We start from the raw sequence: 18,672 nt of genomic DNA on the forward strand, positions 1-18,672 counted from the left end.
CGCTACCGGATCTCGACGGGAGCGACCAGCTCCAGCCGGTCCCAGCGAATGGTCAGCTCGCCCTTGCTGCCCCCGACCGTGAGGCCGATCTCCAGAACGTCCACCGGTTCGGCCAGAACCCGGTGCTGCAGGGTCACACGCCCCAGATCCTGGCTCTCGTCGTACTGGTTGCCGGGCTGCCCGGTCTGCCGGTTCAGCACGAGCTGCGAGCGAGCCTGGTCCGGAATGGTGAACAGCGTGTAGCGCCCCTTCGGCACGTCGAGATCACCGATGCGCAGGTCGCGGTCGGTCTCCAGGTGCGTGGCCAGGTTCGCACCGGTACGCCACACCTCGCCGTAGGGAACCAGCCCACCCCAGATCACCCGGCCGCGACGGGCGGGAGTGCCGTAGTCGATGCGAACGGCCGCGCGCCCCGTGCGCACCACCGTCTCGGCCCTACCCGCCAGCGGCCCCAGGCCCCGGCCGGCCTCCTCCAGCGTCGCGAAATGATCCGCGAGCGAATCCAGCGCCACCCAGGGCTGCCGTTGGACCGTCAACCCCGTCGAGGCGGGCAGCGAGCTCAGTCCCCGAAGGCGACCGCGCGCGTCGATGCGGGCTGCTTGTCGCCCTCCGTCCGGCTGCAACACCTGGACGCTGTCGTCCGGCGTGCGCACGAAGGTCCACTCGGAGATTCCGTCCTCGGTGAGCACCCGGGTCACGACGGAATCCCCCTCGCCCCGCATCGCGGTCCGCAGCGCCAGGTCGAGCGGCCAGTACAGGTAGTCTTCCAGGCGAACGGCGCCCGCCGCTCCCGGCAGGGTCTCCCGTCCCACGGTCCCGTCCGAGTTGGACTCGATTCGGATGGAGTCGCCTTCGAAGGTCACGGTCTCGGTTCGCAGCGGAGGTCCGCCACGGGCCCCGGCGGGCCAGACCTGGACCTCCAGACGAGCAGGTTCGCCTCCCGCGCCTCGCTCCAGCACGTAGCGGCGGTACGTCGCCCGGGGGGTACGGATCACGGCCTCGGCCTCCACGCGTTCGGGGGTCGTCACGAAGCGCTCGACGGCGACCGTATCGACCCCCAGCGTGGTGACCAGCGCCGCGCTGTCCGGCCTTGCCTCCAAGGCGCCCCGGTCGCCCCCACAGGCCACACTTCCGACCACCGCGGCCGCCGCTGCTGCGGCCGCGGACACCCTGAACCGGTCCATTCTGCCCCCTGCCTGACGACAATCCCCGCCGTGCACGGGTAGCACCCGCCGCCACGGACGTCCAGCGGAAAGAGACCTCCGGAGGGCTGGATCGGTCACTCAGCAGCCCAACCGGCCCATCTCGGCGCGGATCGTGCTGGCATCTGGCCCGGGCGAAGCCGCGGCCGAGCCGGAGGGCGCCCGTGGGGCGGATCTGGCCTGGAACCGCGCCTCCCCCCATTATCCAAGGATACTGCGCTCCCCGGGGGACGCCCCGAGGCTGCGGGTTGTTGGACGACCGTCAGGAGCCATCCGACCATGCACTTCCTCACCGGCAAGCGACTCGAGCGCCGCACGTTCCTCAAAGGTGTAGGCGCCACCATCTCGCTTCCCTTCCTCGACGCCATGGTGCCGGCGGGCCGACTGCGGGCGGCCACGCCCGCCGAGGTGGACAAGCTCCGCTTCGTGGGCATCGAGATGGTGCACGGCGCCGCAGGCTCGAACGAGTGGGGTGCGTCGCAGAACCTGTGGGCTCCGGCCGACGTCGGGCGTACTTTCGACCTGAGCCCGAGCGTGCTCAAGCCGCTCGAGCCGTTCCGCGACAAGCTGACCATCATCAGCAACACGGACGTCGAAGGCGCTGAGGCGCGTCGTCCCGAGGAGATCGGCGGCGACCACTTCCGCTCCAGCGCGGTCTTCCTCACACAAGCCCATCCCAAGCAGACCCAGGGATCGGATGTGTACGTGGGGACGTCGCTCGATCAGTTCTACGCGCAGCGCTACGGGCAGGACACGCCCATCCCCTCCATGCAGCTCTGCATCGAGAACGTGGATCAGGCGGGTGGGTGCGCGTACGGCTACGCCTGCGTCTACACGGACACGGTGAGTTGGGCATCGGAGACCGAGCCCCTCCCCATGATTCGCGATCCTCGGGTGGTGTTCGACCAGCTCTTCGGGGCGGGCGGCACGCCGGAGCAGCGGGCGCGTCGGCGCCGTGAGCAGCGGAGCATCCTGGACTGGGTGGCCCGCGAGGTCGCGTCCATGAAGCGGCAGCTGGGAACCGCCGATCAGGTCCGCATGGACCGCTATCTCGACAACATCCGCGAGATCGAACGGCGCATCCAGCGCATCGAAGAGCGGAACTCCAGTGGTGAGGAGCGTGAGCTGATGGGCGCGCCCGCCGGCGTGCCGGACAACTTCGGCGAGCACGTACGCCTGATGTTCGACCTGCAGGCCGTGGCCTTCGCGTCCGACATCACCCGCGTCTTCACGTTCAAGCTGGGCCGGGACGGCTCCGGCCGTGTCTATCCCGACAGCGGCATCGACGCCGGCTTCCATCCGTCGTCGCACCACGGCGGGCAGGAGAAGCGGGTGCTCGACTTCGCCAAGATCAACGAGTACCACGTCAGCATGGTGCCCTACTTCCTGGAGAAGCTGCAGGCCCTCGAGGAAGGGGACGGCACGCTGCTGGACAAGACACTGGTGGTCTACGGATCGCCCATGGGCGACTCCAACCTGCACAACCACAAGCGCTGCCCGCTCTTCCTGGCGGGCGGAGCCAACGGCCGCCTGCCGATGGGCCAGCACATCAAGGCCCCCGACGGAACGCCCATGGCCAACGCCCTGCTTACCGTGGCCCACGCGATGGGCCTCGACGACATGGAGAGCTTCGGCGACAGCACGGGCGCGCTGTCCTTCGGCACGCAGGACGCCGTGGGGATGCCGTAAGGGCGATCGGCACTTCGGCGAGAAACTCTACGGGGGCGGCAGGGTCATCCTGCCGCCCCCGCTTTCGTTTCAGGGAGTGTGCGCGCTTCCGGCAGAAGGGCTCTCCCCCCTGCCGCCGCTGACTCCTCGCTCCCTACCGCAATCCGCCCGCAACCGTCGTGTTGAACTGGTAGAGTCTGGATCCGCACGGATACGCGGGTACACCTATGGACGAAGACGGCGCCGCCATGGCCGGTCCGGCCACGGGCGCCCACACCAGGGAGATGAGGATTGGGTAGGTTAGCCGCATACCCCCCCCCCTTTGGCAATGTCTGGATGGGACAGGTTTCGGGACCCCGCAGCTTGGGCGCCCTACAATCAGTATCGGTGCAAGGGCTGGACCGTTCCCTCAAGGGGTCTCGGCGGGACGCTCCCACAGTTCGGATGCGACCGATCGGATCCCGGGACGCTCCCACGGTTCGGAGGCGACCGACCGGATCCCAAGCCTCTCCACCACCAGCGCCACCTCCTTCCGTGTGCGTCGCTTCAGTGGCGGCACGTTGGGAAGCACCCGTCCGGTAGGGCCGTAGAACGTCGCTCGACCGTCCGAGGTTAGCTCGACACGGTACCCGACCTCGTGCAGCATGCGGTGATGCTGCCGGCAGGTCAGGATCAGGTTGTGGAGCGCCGTGTGACCCCCATCGGCCCAGTGTTGGATGTGATGTGCGTCCGTGAACCGCCTCCCGCAGCCGGGGAACCGACAGCCTCGGTCGCGGGCCTCGAGCGCACGCCGGATCGCCGGCGGGATCGTGCGGGTCTTGCGGCCCACGTCGAGCACGCGGCCGTTTGCGTTCCTCGCGATCCGTACCAAGCTGGCGTCGCAGGACAGACGCCGTGACGTTGCCGCGGCAACGCGAGTGCCGTCCTCCAGCTCCGACATCCCGGGCTCCGCGTCTGCCGCGAGCGTGTCCGCCTCCACATGCAGGACCACCTGGTAGCGCTCCGCCCGTGCGGCGCTCACCGGAGCGTCCGGACCGCCCCCCTCCTGATCCAGCCCCGCGGCCAGCGCCCGCTCGGCAAGCAGCCCGATCGCGTCCGCACGCCTCTGTTCCGGCTTGAGTTCGTCGGAGCCCTCGACCTCCGGGCCCTTCCAGAACAACGCCTGGCTCGCGGCCTCCAGCGCGCGCTGCAGCAGTGCGCCCACCTCGGGATCCAAGCGGCCCTTCACCACGTACATGCCGTCCTCATCCGGGAAGACCGAGAGCGACCGGCTCTGGTGGCGCAGCCGCTCTCGTTCCTGCTCGTCCACCCGGTTGTGGCGCTTCCAGCCGCGGACCACCCGTTCAAGCTGGTGGGCCGTGGACGTGAGCGCGATCTCCAGCAGGTCGATCTCGTTGTCGGCGTCTGCCACGCGGGTGAGGGCCCGCACCTTGGAGAACGACAGATCGCCCTGCTGCAGAGCGGAGCTGATCTGAGGCAAGGCGGTGAGCGCGCGGGCGGCGCGCACTTTCTCACGGGCCGAGCCCAGATCGATGCCCGTGCGCCAGGCCAGCCAGTGCGCGCAGGTGATGTGGCCGGACAGCTCCCGGCCGCGGCGTCGGTCGAACTCGGCGATCAGCGTGAGCTGACGATGGGTGGCCGAGCTGATCTCTGCGGCGAGCGATGCGATCTCGTCGCTGAGGTCTTCGAGTGCATCCAGTTCGGAGGTGGAGAGCTCGAAGGGCGAGGAAGGCGATTCTCCTCGGTGGGGGGAGGACGGGGGAGCGGGGACGGAGGCTGAGTGCGGAGCGACGGACGGAGCCGACGCAGGCGAAGACCTCAACGCGGCGGCGGAGGTGGCGCCAGAACCAGACGGGGAGACAGACGCAGGAGCGAAACCCATGATGAAACACCTGTGAAGCCGGGGGAGACGACACGCCGCGCGACCGGCGATCGTCAAAGATACGAGGGGGTTGCGCGGCCTCTCAGGCGGCCGCAGGAGGCAGAAACGCGAGGCAGGAGGAACTGGAAGAGTGCGACAGGCGGTGGGACTCCGCAGGGCGGTCGGGACCACTGCTCAACAACGCGAATGAAGCGCCCCCCGGTCACCCCAATCGCGCACGCCCCAAAGTCGTCCATAGCAGAATGGGACCGGAGTCCGGGCTGGTCAGGCGAGCGCGGGTCGTCCGTGCGAGGGAGGCTCGGCATGGCGGCGCAGGTCAGCCACGCCAGTGCGCTATGGCCGGGAAATGCCGATCTGCCACGCCAGTGCGCTATGGCCGGGAAATGCCGATCAGCCACGCCAGTGCGCGATAGCCGGGAAATGCCGATCAGCCTCGCCAGCACGCGGTAGCCACGCGAGCGCCGCTCACCGTGCGAGTGCGGACCCAGCTGCGTAGGCAAGGTTCACCCGCTGCAACCCGGGCCCCGTACGAGCGCGCGGTCAACGGTCGGCACCGCCCCTCAACCCTGTGGAGCGCCCACGAACTCCACGATCTCCTCCACCAATCGCATGGTGGTCCCGGGCGACAGAGCGTCCCCCGCCAGCACGTGATGCGCCGGATCCCCACTGTCGTCCACGACCACCTCACGCCGCATCGGTGACCCCAAGCGCGCGAACATATCCTGCATGGCCGGAACCGACACCACCTGATCGTCTGAGCTGTGCACCACGAGAACCGGCACGCGGACGCGCTCCAGAGGCAACGCGCGGACGAAGTCCACCAGCGCCATCATCGGCAACAACACACGGCTCGGATACCGCGTGGTCCAGTAGCGCGCCTGCGCCTCGTTCACGGGCTCCCACTCCCGCTCCCCACCCACCACCGCCCGCAGGATCACATTCCCCCAGGGCCAGAGCAGCAGCTCCGCCGCGGGATCGGCAGGCGCCAGATTGGGAGAGATCAGCACCAGCGCGTCGATCCGCTCCGACCATTCCGGTCGGGACGCCGCCCAGAGCGCCAGCGTTGCGCCGGTGGACGTGCCGATCAACACCACCCGCCGGCCCAGCCGCTCCGCCACCGCCATGGCCTCCCCCACGTCGTCCAGCCAGTCACCAGCCTCGACCTGCGCCATCGCTTCGCCCGGCCGGCCATGCCCGGCCAACCGCGCATAGAACAGGTTGGCGTCCAGCCGGGCAGCCACCGAGTCGGCGAGCGGGCGCGTCTCCTGCCGCGTCGCCGAGAACCCGTGCAGGTAGAGCACCACGCGCTCCGTGGGCGCCGGGGCTTCCGGATGCGCCCACACCACCGTCTTGGTGGCGTGTGGGTAGACGTCTCCCAGCGCGGACTCCCTGGCCGCCAACCAGTCGTTCAACTCGACGAGCTCCGCCGGCACGCCGTGCGAGGCAGCCGTCGGCACCGATTCCGGCTCGCGCACGCGGGCCCGTGGACCCAGCCCTACCAGCGCCGCCACCCCAGCGGCGCCCGCGATCAGCGGACGGCGCATGGCATGATCGCTTGGCTAGCCTCCGATGGCGGCGCGGATGGCCTTCACCGTCTCATCCACCCTGAACTGCATCAGCCGCTGACCGATCTCGATGGTCTTTTCCTGGGGCTCGATGCTCAGGCCGTTGATCGTGGCCTTTCCTGCCCGTACGCGTTCGTCGTAGCGGACGGTGGTGGGGTCGGTGATCATCATCAACGATGTGATGACGTAGTCGTCATGGATGCCGTCGCTGGTCGGCTCCTTGATGCCCAACTCCTTCTCCATCCACGTGAAGACGTCGGCATAGCGGTAGAACTCGGGAATAAAGTGGGAGACCGGCTTGCCCCAACGCGCGTTCTGGGCCTCCGCCACCGCCTTCATGCCCGTCTGATTCCCGCCGCTGTCGCCGATGTAGATGATGTGCTCGAAGCCGTGGGCCTTCAGACTGCTGCCGATGTCGTCCAACATGCGCTCGAACGTCTCTTCGCGGAGGCTGATCGTGCCGGGATAGCGCATGTGTCCGCTGGGCTGGTCGATGTCTCCCTCGGGCACGTACTTCACGATGGGCGCGCACAGCGCGTTGCCCAGGGACTCGGCGATTCCCTCACAGGCGCCCTGCAGCACGTAATTGTGCTTGCCCAGCGCCAGGTAGGGGCCGTTCTGCTCGATCCCACCCGTGGCGATGATCACGGTGTTCACGCCGGCCGCCATGGCGTCACGCACCTCCATCCAGGTCAGCTCCTCCAGCCAGACCGAGCGGTGGGCCTCGATGGGCCGGGGGGCGCGCATCTCCTCCTGGAGCTGGCGGGCGAGATCGGCGGCGGGCTGTTGCGCTGACGCAACAGTCGGGGCAGCGACCGTGACGGCGAAAGCGGCGGCAAGCAGGGATCGAACGGACATGATCGGCGCTCCTGGACCAGGGCGATGGACCCCCCGGGCGAGCCCGTTCGCCCCCCGGTGGAACGGGCCTACCTTAGCCGTCGCCAGTGTCAGCCACCAGCACCGGCAGCCCCTTCCCGGCCCACCCGGCCGAGAGGAGGTCTCGGGTGAACGGGGGTCGAGCGAGGCACTCGGCCTCCGGGACCGCCCCCGTGGCCGAACCCCGAGGTCCGCCCGAGGGGCCCCGGCCGCGCTCCGGCGAAGCCTCCGGCACCGGTCCTGCTGGAAGCCCCCCAACTGGCTTGACCCGCCCAAAACCCATATTCTCAAAGGGTCTTAGCCCGTCATACCGACCCCTTCCGGCCACCCATCCGGGGCCCGGACGAGGTCGCCGTGCGCCAGCTCGATCTGGCACTCCGTGAGGAGCGAATGCGCAGACTCGCTTCCGCCGCCGCCGTCACCCTGCTCCTGCTCGTGACCCTGGCGTTCGGCGTGTATCCCACGATCTCCGGCCCGTCCCCCGCGCGCGCGTCGATCTCGGCGGTCGACACACTGGCGGTGGAGGACGCGAACGAGACGGTCCAGACCTACTGCCAGCGCTGTCACAACGATCGTGCGCTACGGGGCAACCTCTCGCTGGCGAGCTTCGACGCGGCGGCCATCGCGTCGGATCCCGACGTGGGCGAGAAGATGATCCGGAAGCTGCGCGCCGGCATGATGCCCCCGGCATCGGCGCGCCGCCCCGAGGAAGCCACCATCGCCGCCCTGGCCGCCACGCTGGAGACGCAGCTGGACCGCGCGGCCCTGGCGGCGCCCGATCCCGGCTACCGTCCCTTCCAGCGGCTGAACCGGGCCGAGTACGAGCACTCGGTGCACGATCTCCTGGGCCTCGAGATCGACGCGAACGCGTATCTGCCGCCCGAGACCATGAGCTCGGGCTTCGACAACATCGCGGACGCCCAGATCCTGTCGCCCACCCTGATCGAGGCCTACCTGACCGCTGCCGGCGAGATCGCACGCATGGCGGTCGGGGACCCCCTGGCAACGCCGAGTGAAGCCACCTACGACGTGCCTCGCTACGCCGAGCAGCGCGAGCACGTGCCGGGCACGCCCTTTGGCACGCGAGGCGGCGTCTCCGTGATGCACACCTTCCCCGCGGACGGCGAATACACCTTCCGCATGTCGTTCATCACCGAGTCCACGGGGAACTTCTTCGGACAGACCTCGCCGTTCGAGGAGCAGATCGAGATCTCGATCGACGGCGAGCGCAAGGCGCTGCTCGACATCGATCGCTTCATGCACGTACAGGACCCCAACGGCGCCAATCTCCAGTCCGAGCCCATCCAGGTGAGCGCCGGTCCGCACAATGTCTCGGCCGCCTTCCTGCGCAGGGCGGAGGGCCCGGTAGACGACGTGCTGCGCCCGCACGAGTGGAGTGTGGCCGATCACAAGATCGGGTACTCCTACGGGATCACCAGCCTGCCCCATCTGCAGGATCTGGCGATCACCGGTCCGTTCGACGTGACGGGCGTCTCTGAGAATCCGGTCCGCGAGCGGATCTTCACCTGTCGTCCCTCCGGCGCGAGCCAGGAAGAGCCCTGCGCGCGTGAGATCCTCACCCGCCTGGCCACGCAGGCCTACCGGCGTCCGGTCACCGCGTCCGACGTCGACCCCATCATGGACATCTACCGGGACGGCGCCGCGCAGCGCGGCTTCGAGTTCGGCGTGCGCACCGGTCTGCAGGCGGTGCTGGCGAGCCCCGACTTCGTCTTCCGCTTCGAGGAGCCCACGCGGGCGGTGGAAGCAGGGGACGTCTACGAGCTGAGTGGCGTCGACCTGGCCGCCCGCCTGTCGTTCTTCCTCTGGGGAACGGCCCCGGACGACGAGCTCATGGAGCTCGGCCACTCGGGACGGTTGAACGATGCCGAGGTCCTGCGCCAGCAGACGCAGCGCATGCTGGACGACCCGCGCGCGGACGCGCTCGGCGAGCGCTTCGCCTATCAGTGGCTGCGGTTGTTCGACCTGGACAAGGTACACCCCGATCCGCTGACCTTCCCCGACTATCACGAGCAGCTCGCGCAGGCCATGGCCACCGAGACCGTGATGTTCTTCAACTACGCGCGTCGCCAGGGACTGTCGCTGTTCGACCTGCTGACCGCGGACTTCACCTTCGTCAACGAGCGGTTGGCCCGGCACTACGGGATCCCCGGCGTCTCGGGAGATCACTTCCGCAAGGTCTCCTACCCGAACGACGAACGCCGCGGTCTGTTGGGACACGGCAGCGTGCTCACGCTGACCTCGCACGCGGATCGCACGTCACCGGTGCTCCGGGGCAAATGGGTCATGGAGGTGTTGCTGGGCAGCCCGCCACCGCCACCGCCCCCGAACGTGCCTCCGCTGGAGGCTACCGAGGGTGCGGAGGAAGGTCGAATCCTGACGGTGCGGGAGCGCATGGAGCAGCATCGAGCGAATCCGACCTGCAACTCCTGCCACATCATGATGGATCCGATCGGGCTGGCGCTCGAGAACTACGACGTCACGGGTCGTTGGCGGATCAAGGACGCCGGCGCACCTGTCGACGCCGCGGGTACGCTTTACGATGGCGCGACGGTGGAGGGTGTGGCGGGGCTGCGCACTGCGCTGCTGCGCCGGCCCGAGTCGCTGTCTCGCACCTTTACCGAGAATCTCATGGCCTATGCCCTGGGCCGGCGGATCGAGGCGAGAGACATGCCGATGATCCGCGCCATCGTGGCCGAAGCCGCCCACGATGATTACCGACTGAGCACGTTGATCGAGGGCGTGGTGCAGACCGATGCCTTCCGCTTCAAGCGGGCCGCCGCCGTGAACGCGGTGGACCCTGCCGGAAACTGACCCTCTACGCGACCTGGAGAACCCAGCGATGAACATCCTCACCGGCAAGCACATCCCCCGCCGCACCTTCCTGCAGGGAATGGGGGTTTCGGTGTCGCTGCCCTTCCTGGACGCGATGCTTCCCTCGGGCCGCCTCTTCGGCCGCACGGCGGCCGAATTCGACAAGACGCGACTGGTCGCCATCGAGATGGTGCACGGGGCCGCGGGAGCCAGCGAGTACGGCGCCGCCCAGAACTTCTGGTCGCCGGCCGCCACGGGAAGCGGCTTCGATCTCACGCCCACGGCCCTCAGCTCACTCGAGCCGTGGCGGAACTACCTGACCATTGTGTCAGACACCGACGTACGGAACGCCGAGGCGTTCGAGACGCCGGAGATCGGAGGGGACCACTTTCGCTCCAGCGCGGTGTTCCTGACCCAGTCCCACCCGCATCAAACGGTGGGCTCGGACATCTACGCGGGCACGTCGATGGACCAGCTGTTCGCCCAGAAGTTCGGGCAGGACACACCCATCCCCTCGCTCCAACTCTGCATCGAGAACATCGATCAGTCGGGCGGATGCGCCTACGGCTATGCCTGCGTGTACACGGACACCATCAGCTGGGCCTCGCCCACCGAGCCCTTGCCGATGATCCGCGACCCGCGCGTGGCCTTCGACATGCTGTTCGGTGCCGGGGGCACGCCCGCCGAGCGTGCCAGCCGCAGGCGTACCAACAAGTCGATCCTGGACTTCATCGCCACGCGCGTGAGCCAACTGAACCGCGAGTTGGGTGCTGGTGACCGGGCCCGCATGGAGCGCTACATCGAGAACATCCGGGAATTGGAGCGCCGCATCCAGATGGTCGAGGCCTACAACACGAGTGGTGAGCTGCGGGATCTACCCGAAGCCCCGGCCGGTGTACCCGATTCGTTCGAAGAGCACGTCAAGCTGATGTTCGACCTGCAGGCCTTGGCCTTCGCGTCGGACATGACGCGCACGTTCTCGTTCAAGATGGGCCGTGACTCCTCGGCCCGCGTCTTCCCCGAGAGCGGCATCGACAAGCCCTTCCATCCGGCGTCGCACCACGGCAACAATCCCAAGGCCATCGAGGACTTCGCCGAGATCAACCGCTACCACGTCAGCATGCTTCCCTATTTCATGCAGAAGCTGGCGGACCTCGAGGAGGGCGACTCTTCGCTCCTCGACAAGACCATGATCGTGTACGGGTCCCCCATGGGCGATCCGAACGTCCACAACCACAAGCGGTGCCCACTCCTGATCGCCGGCGGTGCCAACGGTCAGATGCAGGGCAACCTGCACGTCAAGGCGGCGCCCGGCACGCCGATGGCCAACGTGATGCTGAGCCTGCTGCACAAGTTGGGCGTCGACGAGGAGTCCTTCGGAGACAGCACGGGCGAGTTCCAGTTCCGGGACGTGATCGTCGATGACGGCTCCAGCAGCAAGGGGTCGGATCGATGAACGCCCGTTCGGGTGTGCGGAGGCGGAGCGGAGCGCTGAGCGCGTTGTTGGCGTCCACGCTGCTCCTGGCCGCGACGGGTCCTGAGTCCCCGGTCGCCGATGCCGCGATGCGGGGAGAGCGCGAGGCCGTGCGGGCACTCCTGTCCCGAGGCGCCGACGTCAATGCCGCACAGGGTGACGGAATGACGGCGCTGCACTGGGCGGCGGAGCGTGGCGACGCGGAGCTCGCCCGCCTGCTGTTGGAGGCCGGCGCGGAGGTGGGCACCGCCACACGCAATGGCGCCTACACCCCTCTGCACCTGGCGGCCCGCGTCGGAGATGCGGCCACGGTGCGCGCGCTCCTGGACGCCGGAGCCGACGTACGGGCGGCCACCACGACCGGCGGCGCACTGCCCCTGCACCTCGCAGCGGCCTCGGCCAGCGCAGAAGCGGTGGAGGCCCTGCTGGCGGCCGGAGCGGACGCGGACGCGCCGGACGAGGTGTACGGACAGACGGCGCTGATGTACGCCGCCGCCGCAGGCCGCCTCGGCTCCGTCCAGAGTCTCCTGGCCGCCGGCGCCGATGTGTCGCTCACCTCCAAGGTGGTCGACGTGGCCGAGCGTGCCCAGCGCGATCGCGGGGCCCAGGTGGAGCGCAACCGCCGCGTGCGTGCTGCCCGCTCCGCCGCCATGGGCAATTCGAACGCGGGGACTGCCCAGGGCCGTGGCGGACAGGGCGCCGCCGCGGGTCAGCGGCCCGGCCAAGGCCGGCGGGACGACGCCGAGTACCTCCCGCAGCGCATGCAGGAAGACGTAGAGCCGCTGTCCTACGGACAACTGGTCGGCGGTCAGGGCGGCCTGGCGGCGCTTCACTACGCGGTTCGCCAAGGGCATGGGGACGTGGCCCACGCGCTCCTGGCTGCCGGGGCCGACATCGATCAAGTCACGGGCGGTGATCACACCTCACCGCTGCTCATGGCCTGCATCAACGGCTACTTCGACCTGGCCCTCGAGCTCCTGGACGGCGGTGCGGACGTGAACCTGGCCAGCGACGCGGGCGCCACGCCCTTGTTCGCGGTCATCAACACGCACTGGGCACCCAAGTCGCGCTATCCCCAGCAGATGGCCTACCAGAACCAGCGCGCCGGGTACATGGAGATGATGGAGACGTTCCTGAAGGCGGGGGCTGATCCCAATGCTCGCTTGACCAAGCATCTCTGGTATCTCGGGTACAACTTCGACCTGCTTCAGGTCGACGTCGCGGGCGCCACCCCGTTCTGGCGAGCCGCCTACGCCACCGACGTGCCGGCCATGCGTCTGCTGGTGGCCAATGGCGCCGATCCCAACATCCCGACCAAGAAGGTCCCCGCCCGCCGTGGCGGTGAGTCGGACCAGGGAGACATCAGCGACGATCCGTCGGGACTGCCCCCGGTTCCCATCGGAGGCCCGGCCGTGTACCCGATCCACGCGGCGTCCGGTGTCGGATACGGCGAAGGTTTCGCCGGCAACGCCCACCGACACGTTCCGGACGGCTGGGTCCCGGCGGTCCGCTATCTGGTCGAGGAGCAGCATGCGGACGTGAATGCTCGTGATGCCAACGGCTACAGCGCTCTGCATCACGCTGCCGCCCGCGGAGACGTGGAGCTGATCCAGTACCTGGTGGATCACGGGGCCGATGTGACCGTGGTGAGCCGCCGGGGTCAGACGGCGGCGGACATGGCCAACGGGCCGGTCCAGCGCGTCCAGCCGTGGCCGGAAGCGCTGGCGCTGCTCGAACGGCTGGGCTCCAAGAACAACAACCGCTGCGTGTCGTGCGAGTAGCCCGGAGTCGGCGGAGCCGTGCGACCCGCACGCTCCGCCGACCGCGCCTCCCGCGCACGGCCTTCCTCAGCGCCCTCGCCAGCATCCTGCTCCCCGTCTCGCTGTCGGCGACCTGGTCGGTCATCGCGGTAGACTCCCGCACCGGGCAGGTCATCATCGCCTCGGCCACCTGCGTGCCGCAGGAGCGCCTGTACGGGTTCCCCTCGGAAGGCCTGATGGACGTGCAGGCCATCGTGGTGCCGGGCGTCGGAGTGGCCGCCGCCCAGGCGGGTGTGGACCGGACGCGCCGCAATCAGTCGCTGATCTACCGCGAGCTCAAGCGCGGCACCGCGCCCGAACAGATCATCGAGATGCTGAGCGCCGATTCCGCGTTCCAGTCGCGGCAGTTCGGCATCGTGGACATGCAGGGGCGCTGCGCGGGTCACTCCGGAAGCCGCAACGGACAGGCGTCGCTCTGGCAGGCGGACAGCATCCCGGAGTTGGGGATCTATTTCTCGGTGCAAGGCAACATCCTGACGTCCGACGACGTGGTGCATGAAGCCGTGACGGCCTTCAAGGCCGAGGGCGGCACGATGGCCGATCGCGTGATGGCTGCAATGGAAGCGGCCGACGCCGCCGGTGGAGATTCCCGCTGCAGCTGCAGCACCGACCCCGTGCTGGAGGCACCCTGCACGCACAAGACGGCACACGTGGCCTACATCCGGGGGGCCGAGCCCACCGGAGTGGACGGTGCCTCGCGCGAATTCTTCATCAACGTCACGGACCAGGACATTCGTCCGGGAGAGAACGCCAATCCGGTGACCACGCTCCGGATGCGCTACGAGCGCTGGAAGGCGGAGGGCGGTGGCCGGGAGTAGCTGCTGTCCGTGATCGATCGGTTCCTCCGCCTTGTTCTCCCGCCCGTCACGCTTGGGGTCCTGCTCGGCCTTCCCGCATCCGCCCTCGCCCAGGAGGCGCCGCTGCGGGCTCGGGAGCGCTCCGGCTCGGTGGTCATGCACGGAGGCTCGGAGGCCAGCGGCGTCATCGACCTCCCACGACTGCGTGGCGTCGTCACGTTGGACGGAGTCAGCGACGAGGACGCCTGGGCCGACGTCCCCACGCTCGACCTCACCATGTACGAGCCCACCTACCGGGGCTCGAGCGACCGCCAGATCGAGCTGCTGGTCGCCTACGACGACGAGGCCGTCTACGTCGCGGGCCGCTTCTATCACGCGGATCCCTCCGCCATTCGCGCCTTCTCGCTGACCCGGGATCGCTGGAGCGGAGACGACAGCTTCGGGATCCTGCTGGACACCTTCAACGACAACGAGAACGCGCTCCGCTTCGTGGGGATGCCCTTGGGCGCCCGCATGGACATGTCGATCACCGGCGATGGGCAGAACGCCGATGGGGGTGGCGGAGGGGGCGGCGGCGGATTGGGGCCCCGCAACAACGCCTGGAACACGTTCTGGGATCTGGAGACGCGGATCACCGAAGACGGCTGGTTCGGGGAGATGCGCATTCCCTTCTCCAGCCTGCGCTTCGAGAGCCTGCCCGACGGCTCGGTCGTGATGGGGATGATGGTCTACGCCTACGAGCCGGGGCAGGGCAACCGCTGGACGTTTCCCGCCATTCCGCGGCAGTTCCCCTACACGCAGGTCTCCGTGTGGCAGGACGTGCGGCTCCGGGACGTAGCCCCGCGCAATCCCGTCTACATCAGTCCCTACGCGCTCACCAGCACGGCCTATGCGGCGTCGCTCGCTCCGGACGAGAGCGGTTACGTGGGTGCGTCGGATCGCAGCGTGGAGGTAGGCGCCGACCTGAAGCTCAACCCCACCCCGAATCTGACGCTGGACCTGACGGCCAACACGGACTTCGCTGCCGTGGAGGCCGATCAGCAACAGGTCAATCTCACGCGCTTCTCACTGTTCTTCGAGGAAAAGCGGCCGTTCTTCCAGGAGCGCGCCGGTATCTTCCAGTTCGAGACCGGCGCCGATCAAGGCACGCTGTTCTACTCGCGTCGGATCGGCTTGGCGGAGGGCCAGCCCGTCCGCATCCTGGGCGGCGCTCGGCTCGTGGGCCGGGTGGGCAGTTGGGACCTCGGGTTCATCGAGATGCAGACGGCCGGTCAGGACAGCGTGTCCGCGGAGAACTTCGGGGTGCTCCGCCTGCGGCGACGGGTCCTCAACGCCAATTCGTTCGTGGGGGCGATGGCCACCAGCCGCATCGATGCCGAGGGCGCCTACAACGCGACCTACGGCGTGGACGGGCTCGTGCGCGTGGCCGGAAACGAGTACCTCACGGTGAAGTGGCTGCAGACGCTGCAGGGGGGCGACCCGGAGCACGAGCTCCTGCCCGGGGGCGTCGACGCGGGACGCATGGTGGTGGACTGGACGCGGAGGCAGGTGCAGGGGCTCAGCTATCAGCATGCCTTCACCTGGTCCGGTCCGGGCTACGATCCCGGAGTAGGTTTCGAACCCCGCTCGGACTTCATGCGCGCCCAGAGCGACTGGAACTACCAGTGGTTTCCCTCGCAGTCGTCACGGTTCCGGCGTGTCTGGGTGGGCTCCAAGAGCAACCTGTGGATCCGCAACGCGGACGATGAGGTCGACAGCGGCCTGTTCAACCCCTTCCTCCAGATCGAGACCAAGCCCGGCGCCTCGGTACAAGTCTCCACGACCACGACCTACGAGGATGTCCTCGAGCCCTTCTCGCTCTCCGACGAGGCCGAGATCCTGGCGGGGTCGTACTGGGCCACCGAAGCCGCCTTGGAACTGCGGGCGGCGCGGGGGTGGACCGTTCGCCCCAACCTCACGGCCCGCTTCGGTCGCTTCTACGACGGGTCGCGGCTCGGGTTCGAATCCAACTTCAACTGGGCCGTGAACCAGTACCTGGAGTTGGGCGGAGGGTGGGACTGGAACCGGATCCGCTTCGACGAGCGCGCGCAAGCATTCGACTCGAACCTGATTCGCCTCCGAGCCCAGGGCGCGCTCAACACCGAGATCTCGCTCAACGCGTTCGTGCAGTACAACTCGCTGTCCGGACAGGTGAGCACCAACGCGCGGCTTCGCTACAACTTCCGCGAAGGTCAGGACCTCTGGCTGGTGTGGAACGAGGGTCTGAACCTTGAACGTGACGTGTTGGGGCTCCCGAGACGGCCCTTCGAGGACGCCCGGACCCTGACGCTGAAATACACGCACACCTTGATCCACTAGGCGGCGCGCCGCGCCGCCCATCGCTTTTCCGCTGGAGACCCGATGCAGACACAAACGCGCCTTCCGCTCTTGGCTCTGATGCTTCTCGCGTGGACTCCAGTCCCGAGCCTGGCCCAGAGCGGGCCTGAGGTCGCACGCTCCTTCCGCGAAGCCAACGAGGCAGCCATCCTACGCGACTTCGCGGAATTGCTCTCGCACCCCAATCGCGCGTCGGACGCCGAAGACATTCGCGCGGCGGGGGAGGCCGTGCGGAACGCCTTGCAGGACGTCGGCGTGGATTCCCGTCTCCTCGAGATCGAGGGCGCCGCGCCGTTGGTCTACGGCACGCTTCGCGTTCCGGGAGCGACACGCACGCTGGGGATGTACATCCATTACGATGGGCAACCCGTCAATCCCGCCGAGTGGACCCATCCTCCCTTCGAGCCCACGCTCTACACCGCCTCCCTGGAGGCGGGCGGGGCGCCGCGGCCTCTCCCTGAGGTGGGTCAGCGCGTGGACCCCGAGTGGCGCCTCTACGCGCGCTCGGCCGGCGACGACAAGGCGCCGATCGCGGCAATCCTTCCCGTGCTGCGCGCGTTCCGCGAAGGCGGGGTGACGCCGACCTCCAACCTCGTCTTCTTCCTGGACGGTGAAGAGGAGGCGGGCTCCGTCCACCTCGGAGACTACATGGAGATGATGAAGGACGAGCTGGACGACATCGACGTATGGCTGTTCTTCGACGGTCCGGCTCACCAGAGCGGTCGACCTCAGCTCACGTTCGGTGTGCGCGGCGCCATGGGGATGGAGGTGACGGTCTACGGCGCCACCCGCAACCTGCACTCCGGCCACTACGGCAATTGGGCCCCCGACACCGGGAACATCCTCGCGCACCTCCTGGCATCCATGAAGGACACCGAGGGCCGCGTGCTCGTCGAGGGCTGGTACGACAGTGCCGCGCCCCTGGGAGCCGAAGAGCGTGCGGCTCTGGAGAGCATGCCCGACTACGACAGCGAGCTCAAGCGCGAGCTGGGGCTGGTCTGGACGGAGGGACAGCCGGAGAGCCTCCCGGAGCGTCTGCTGGTGCCCGCCCTCAACGTGCGGGGCATCACCAGCGCCAACACGGGGGCTCTGGCCAGCAACGTGATCCCCAACACGGCCGTGGCCTCGCTGGGCATTCGGCTCGTCAAGGGCAACGACCCCGCGCATATGCGGGACCTCATCGTCCGCCACATCGAGAAGCAGGGGTTCCACGTCGTGACCGAGGATCCAGACATGGAGACGCGGCTGCGCTACCCACGGATCGCCAAGGTAACCGGAGGCGGAGGAGCCGCCCCCGCGGCGCGGACCGAAATGGCCGATCCCTACGTGCAACAGGTGATCGGCGCGGCCACCCAGGCCGCCGACCGCGCCTTCGGGGAGGGCTCGCTGATCCTCTCCCCGGGCATGGGAGGAACGCTCCCCCTCTACCTCTTCACCGATGTCGCGGGCAAGCCGGCCATCAACGTGCCGATCGCCAACCACGACAACAATCAGCACGCACCCGACGAGAACCTGCGTATCGCCAATCTGTGGTACGCGATCGACCTGTACGCCGCGCTGCTCACCATGCCGCGACCGGTGTCCTGAACGGAGTGCCGTTCGCGGCGCTACGGCCGCTGCACATCCGCTACCACGTAGGCGGTGGACCGTCCGATCACCGTGGGCCGGTACCAGACGCCGGCATACACGTAGTAGTCCACTCCGTCGATGCGCTCACGCGCGGCGCCCTCGGGGAGTCGGTCCACCTGGGCACCGACCGGCGGCCGTACCACTTCCCACCCCCGGCGAGGATCCTCTTTGTAGAAGATGCCCCGATAGTAGGCGTAGGGCACCTCGCGTACATGGACGATCCGGTACCCCCTGGGCAACAGCGGCACGAACACGCCGAGCGGGGGACGAACCACCACGTACCGGGGCCCTCGGGTCCGGTAGAAGAAGCCGTCGTAGAAGTACAGGTGTCCCGTGCCCACGGAGATGGTCAGGAATCCGTGCGGCAGCGCCGTCACGACCGTACCGATCACGAGGCCGCCGTGCGCACAACTGGACGCCCCCGCGGAAAGAAGGGGCAGCGCTAGAAGCAGTCCCGCGGTCCGCAGGAGCCGTCGGGCCCTCGCCGTTCTCGTCTTGCTCATGGTCTCACCCTCGGGAAGCGACACGTGTCGACCCATCCGACACGCCCG

12 protein-coding genes are annotated in these 18,672 nt (G+C 68.4%); 7 read left to right on the top strand and 5 right to left on the bottom strand.

Going from position 1 to position 18,672, the window contains the following annotated elements; all coding sequences use genetic code 11:
- Nucleotides 1-2: 2 nt before the first annotated feature.
- Entirely contained in the window at nt 3-1,184 is a 1,182-nt protein-coding gene (locus R3E10_18060) for a DUF2911 domain-containing protein (GenBank protein ID MEZ4417666.1), read from the bottom strand.
- Between the two features lie 297 nt (nt 1,185-1,481).
- On the opposite strand from R3E10_18060, the gene R3E10_18065 reads away from it, so the two are divergent.
- Nucleotides 1,482-2,891 carry a DUF1552 domain-containing protein gene (locus tag R3E10_18065; protein MEZ4417667.1) on the top strand — a complete coding sequence of 470 codons (1,410 nt, stop codon included), beginning with the start codon at nt 1,482-1,484 and terminating at the stop codon, nt 2,889-2,891.
- A 388-nt stretch (nt 2,892-3,279) separates the two neighbouring features.
- Here R3E10_18065 and R3E10_18070 read toward each other — a convergent pair whose 3' ends face one another.
- The 3 genes from R3E10_18070 to R3E10_18080 form a co-directional block, all read right to left on the bottom strand.
- Nucleotides 3,280-4,752 carry a DUF222 domain-containing protein gene (locus tag R3E10_18070; GenBank protein MEZ4417668.1) on the bottom strand — a complete coding sequence of 491 codons (1,473 nt, stop codon included), beginning with the start codon at nt 4,750-4,752 and terminating at the stop codon, nt 3,280-3,282.
- Between the two features lie 560 nt (nt 4,753-5,312).
- A complete protein-coding gene (locus R3E10_18075) occupies nt 5,313-6,296 on the bottom strand; it encodes an alpha/beta fold hydrolase (protein ID MEZ4417669.1) in 984 nt (327 codons plus the stop codon).
- A 15-nt stretch (nt 6,297-6,311) separates the two neighbouring features.
- On the bottom strand, nt 6,312-7,175 hold the full coding sequence (locus tag R3E10_18080; protein MEZ4417670.1) for a creatininase family protein: 864 nt from the start codon (nt 7,173-7,175) through the stop codon (nt 6,312-6,314).
- Between the two features lie 372 nt (nt 7,176-7,547).
- Here R3E10_18080 and R3E10_18085 point away from each other — a divergent pair, with 372 nt between their 5' ends.
- Genes R3E10_18085 through R3E10_18110 form a run of 6 tightly spaced genes read left to right on the top strand, consistent with a single transcriptional unit; the run spans nt 7,548 to nt 18,079 of the window.
- Nucleotides 7,548-10,025: a DUF1592 domain-containing protein gene (locus R3E10_18085; GenBank protein ID MEZ4417671.1), complete on the top strand. Its 2,478-nt coding sequence runs from the start codon at nt 7,548-7,550 to the stop codon at nt 10,023-10,025.
- Nucleotides 10,026-10,053: 28 nt separating this feature from the next.
- Entirely contained in the window at nt 10,054-11,481 is a 1,428-nt protein-coding gene (locus R3E10_18090) for a DUF1552 domain-containing protein (GenBank protein ID MEZ4417672.1), read from the top strand.
- Nucleotides 11,478-13,280 (top strand): ankyrin repeat domain-containing protein, encoded by a 1,803-nt coding sequence (locus tag R3E10_18095; protein ID MEZ4417673.1) that lies wholly within the window; start codon nt 11,478-11,480, stop codon nt 13,278-13,280. Before R3E10_18090 ends, R3E10_18095 begins: the two co-directional genes overlap by 4 nt.
- On the top strand, nt 13,271-14,137 hold the full coding sequence (locus tag R3E10_18100) for a DUF1028 domain-containing protein (GenBank protein MEZ4417674.1): 867 nt from the start codon (nt 13,271-13,273) through the stop codon (nt 14,135-14,137). The genes R3E10_18095 and R3E10_18100 overlap by 10 nt, the downstream gene beginning before the upstream one ends.
- Nucleotides 14,138-14,146: 9 nt before the next feature.
- Nucleotides 14,147-16,474: a DUF5916 domain-containing protein gene (locus R3E10_18105; GenBank protein ID MEZ4417675.1), complete on the top strand. Its 2,328-nt coding sequence runs from the start codon at nt 14,147-14,149 to the stop codon at nt 16,472-16,474.
- Nucleotides 16,475-16,516: 42 nt separating this feature from the next.
- Entirely contained in the window at nt 16,517-18,079 is a 1,563-nt protein-coding gene (locus tag R3E10_18110; GenBank protein ID MEZ4417676.1) for a M20/M25/M40 family metallo-hydrolase, read from the top strand.
- Between the two features lie 20 nt (nt 18,080-18,099).
- On the opposite strand, the gene R3E10_18115 is transcribed toward R3E10_18110, so the two are convergent.
- Nucleotides 18,100-18,624, bottom strand: coding sequence for a DUF6515 family protein (locus tag R3E10_18115; protein ID MEZ4417677.1), 525 nt, complete (start codon nt 18,622-18,624; stop codon nt 18,100-18,102).
- Between the last annotated feature and the right edge of the window lie 48 nt (nt 18,625-18,672).

This window comes from Gemmatimonadota bacterium, from assembly GCA_041390105.1.
In the GTDB taxonomy this organism is placed as follows: domain Bacteria; phylum Gemmatimonadota; class Gemmatimonadetes; order Longimicrobiales; family Gaopeijiaceae; genus JAGQIF01.

Bases quoted from the DNA above. Each gene is read 5' to 3' on its own strand.
- R3E10_18090 (MEZ4417672.1), top strand. From the start codon at position 10,054: ATGAACATCCTCACCGGCAAGCACATCCCCCGCCGCACCTTCCTGCAG.
- R3E10_18065 (MEZ4417667.1), top strand. From the start codon at position 1,482: ATGCACTTCCTCACCGGCAAGCGACTCGAGCGCCGCACGTTCCTCAAA.
- R3E10_18095 (MEZ4417673.1), top strand. From the start codon at position 11,478: ATGAACGCCCGTTCGGGTGTGCGGAGGCGGAGCGGAGCGCTGAGCGCG.
- R3E10_18070 (MEZ4417668.1), bottom strand. From the start codon at position 4,752: ATGGGTTTCGCTCCTGCGTCTGTCTCCCCGTCTGGTTCTGGCGCCACC.
- R3E10_18075 (MEZ4417669.1), bottom strand. From the start codon at position 6,296: ATGCGCCGTCCGCTGATCGCGGGCGCCGCTGGGGTGGCGGCGCTGGTA.
- R3E10_18115 (MEZ4417677.1), bottom strand. From the start codon at position 18,624: ATGAGCAAGACGAGAACGGCGAGGGCCCGACGGCTCCTGCGGACCGCG.
- R3E10_18080 (MEZ4417670.1), bottom strand. From the start codon at position 7,175: ATGTCCGTTCGATCCCTGCTTGCCGCCGCTTTCGCCGTCACGGTCGCT.
- R3E10_18060 (MEZ4417666.1), bottom strand. From the start codon at position 1,184: ATGGACCGGTTCAGGGTGTCCGCGGCCGCAGCAGCGGCGGCCGCGGTG.
- R3E10_18110 (MEZ4417676.1), top strand. From the start codon at position 16,517: ATGCAGACACAAACGCGCCTTCCGCTCTTGGCTCTGATGCTTCTCGCG.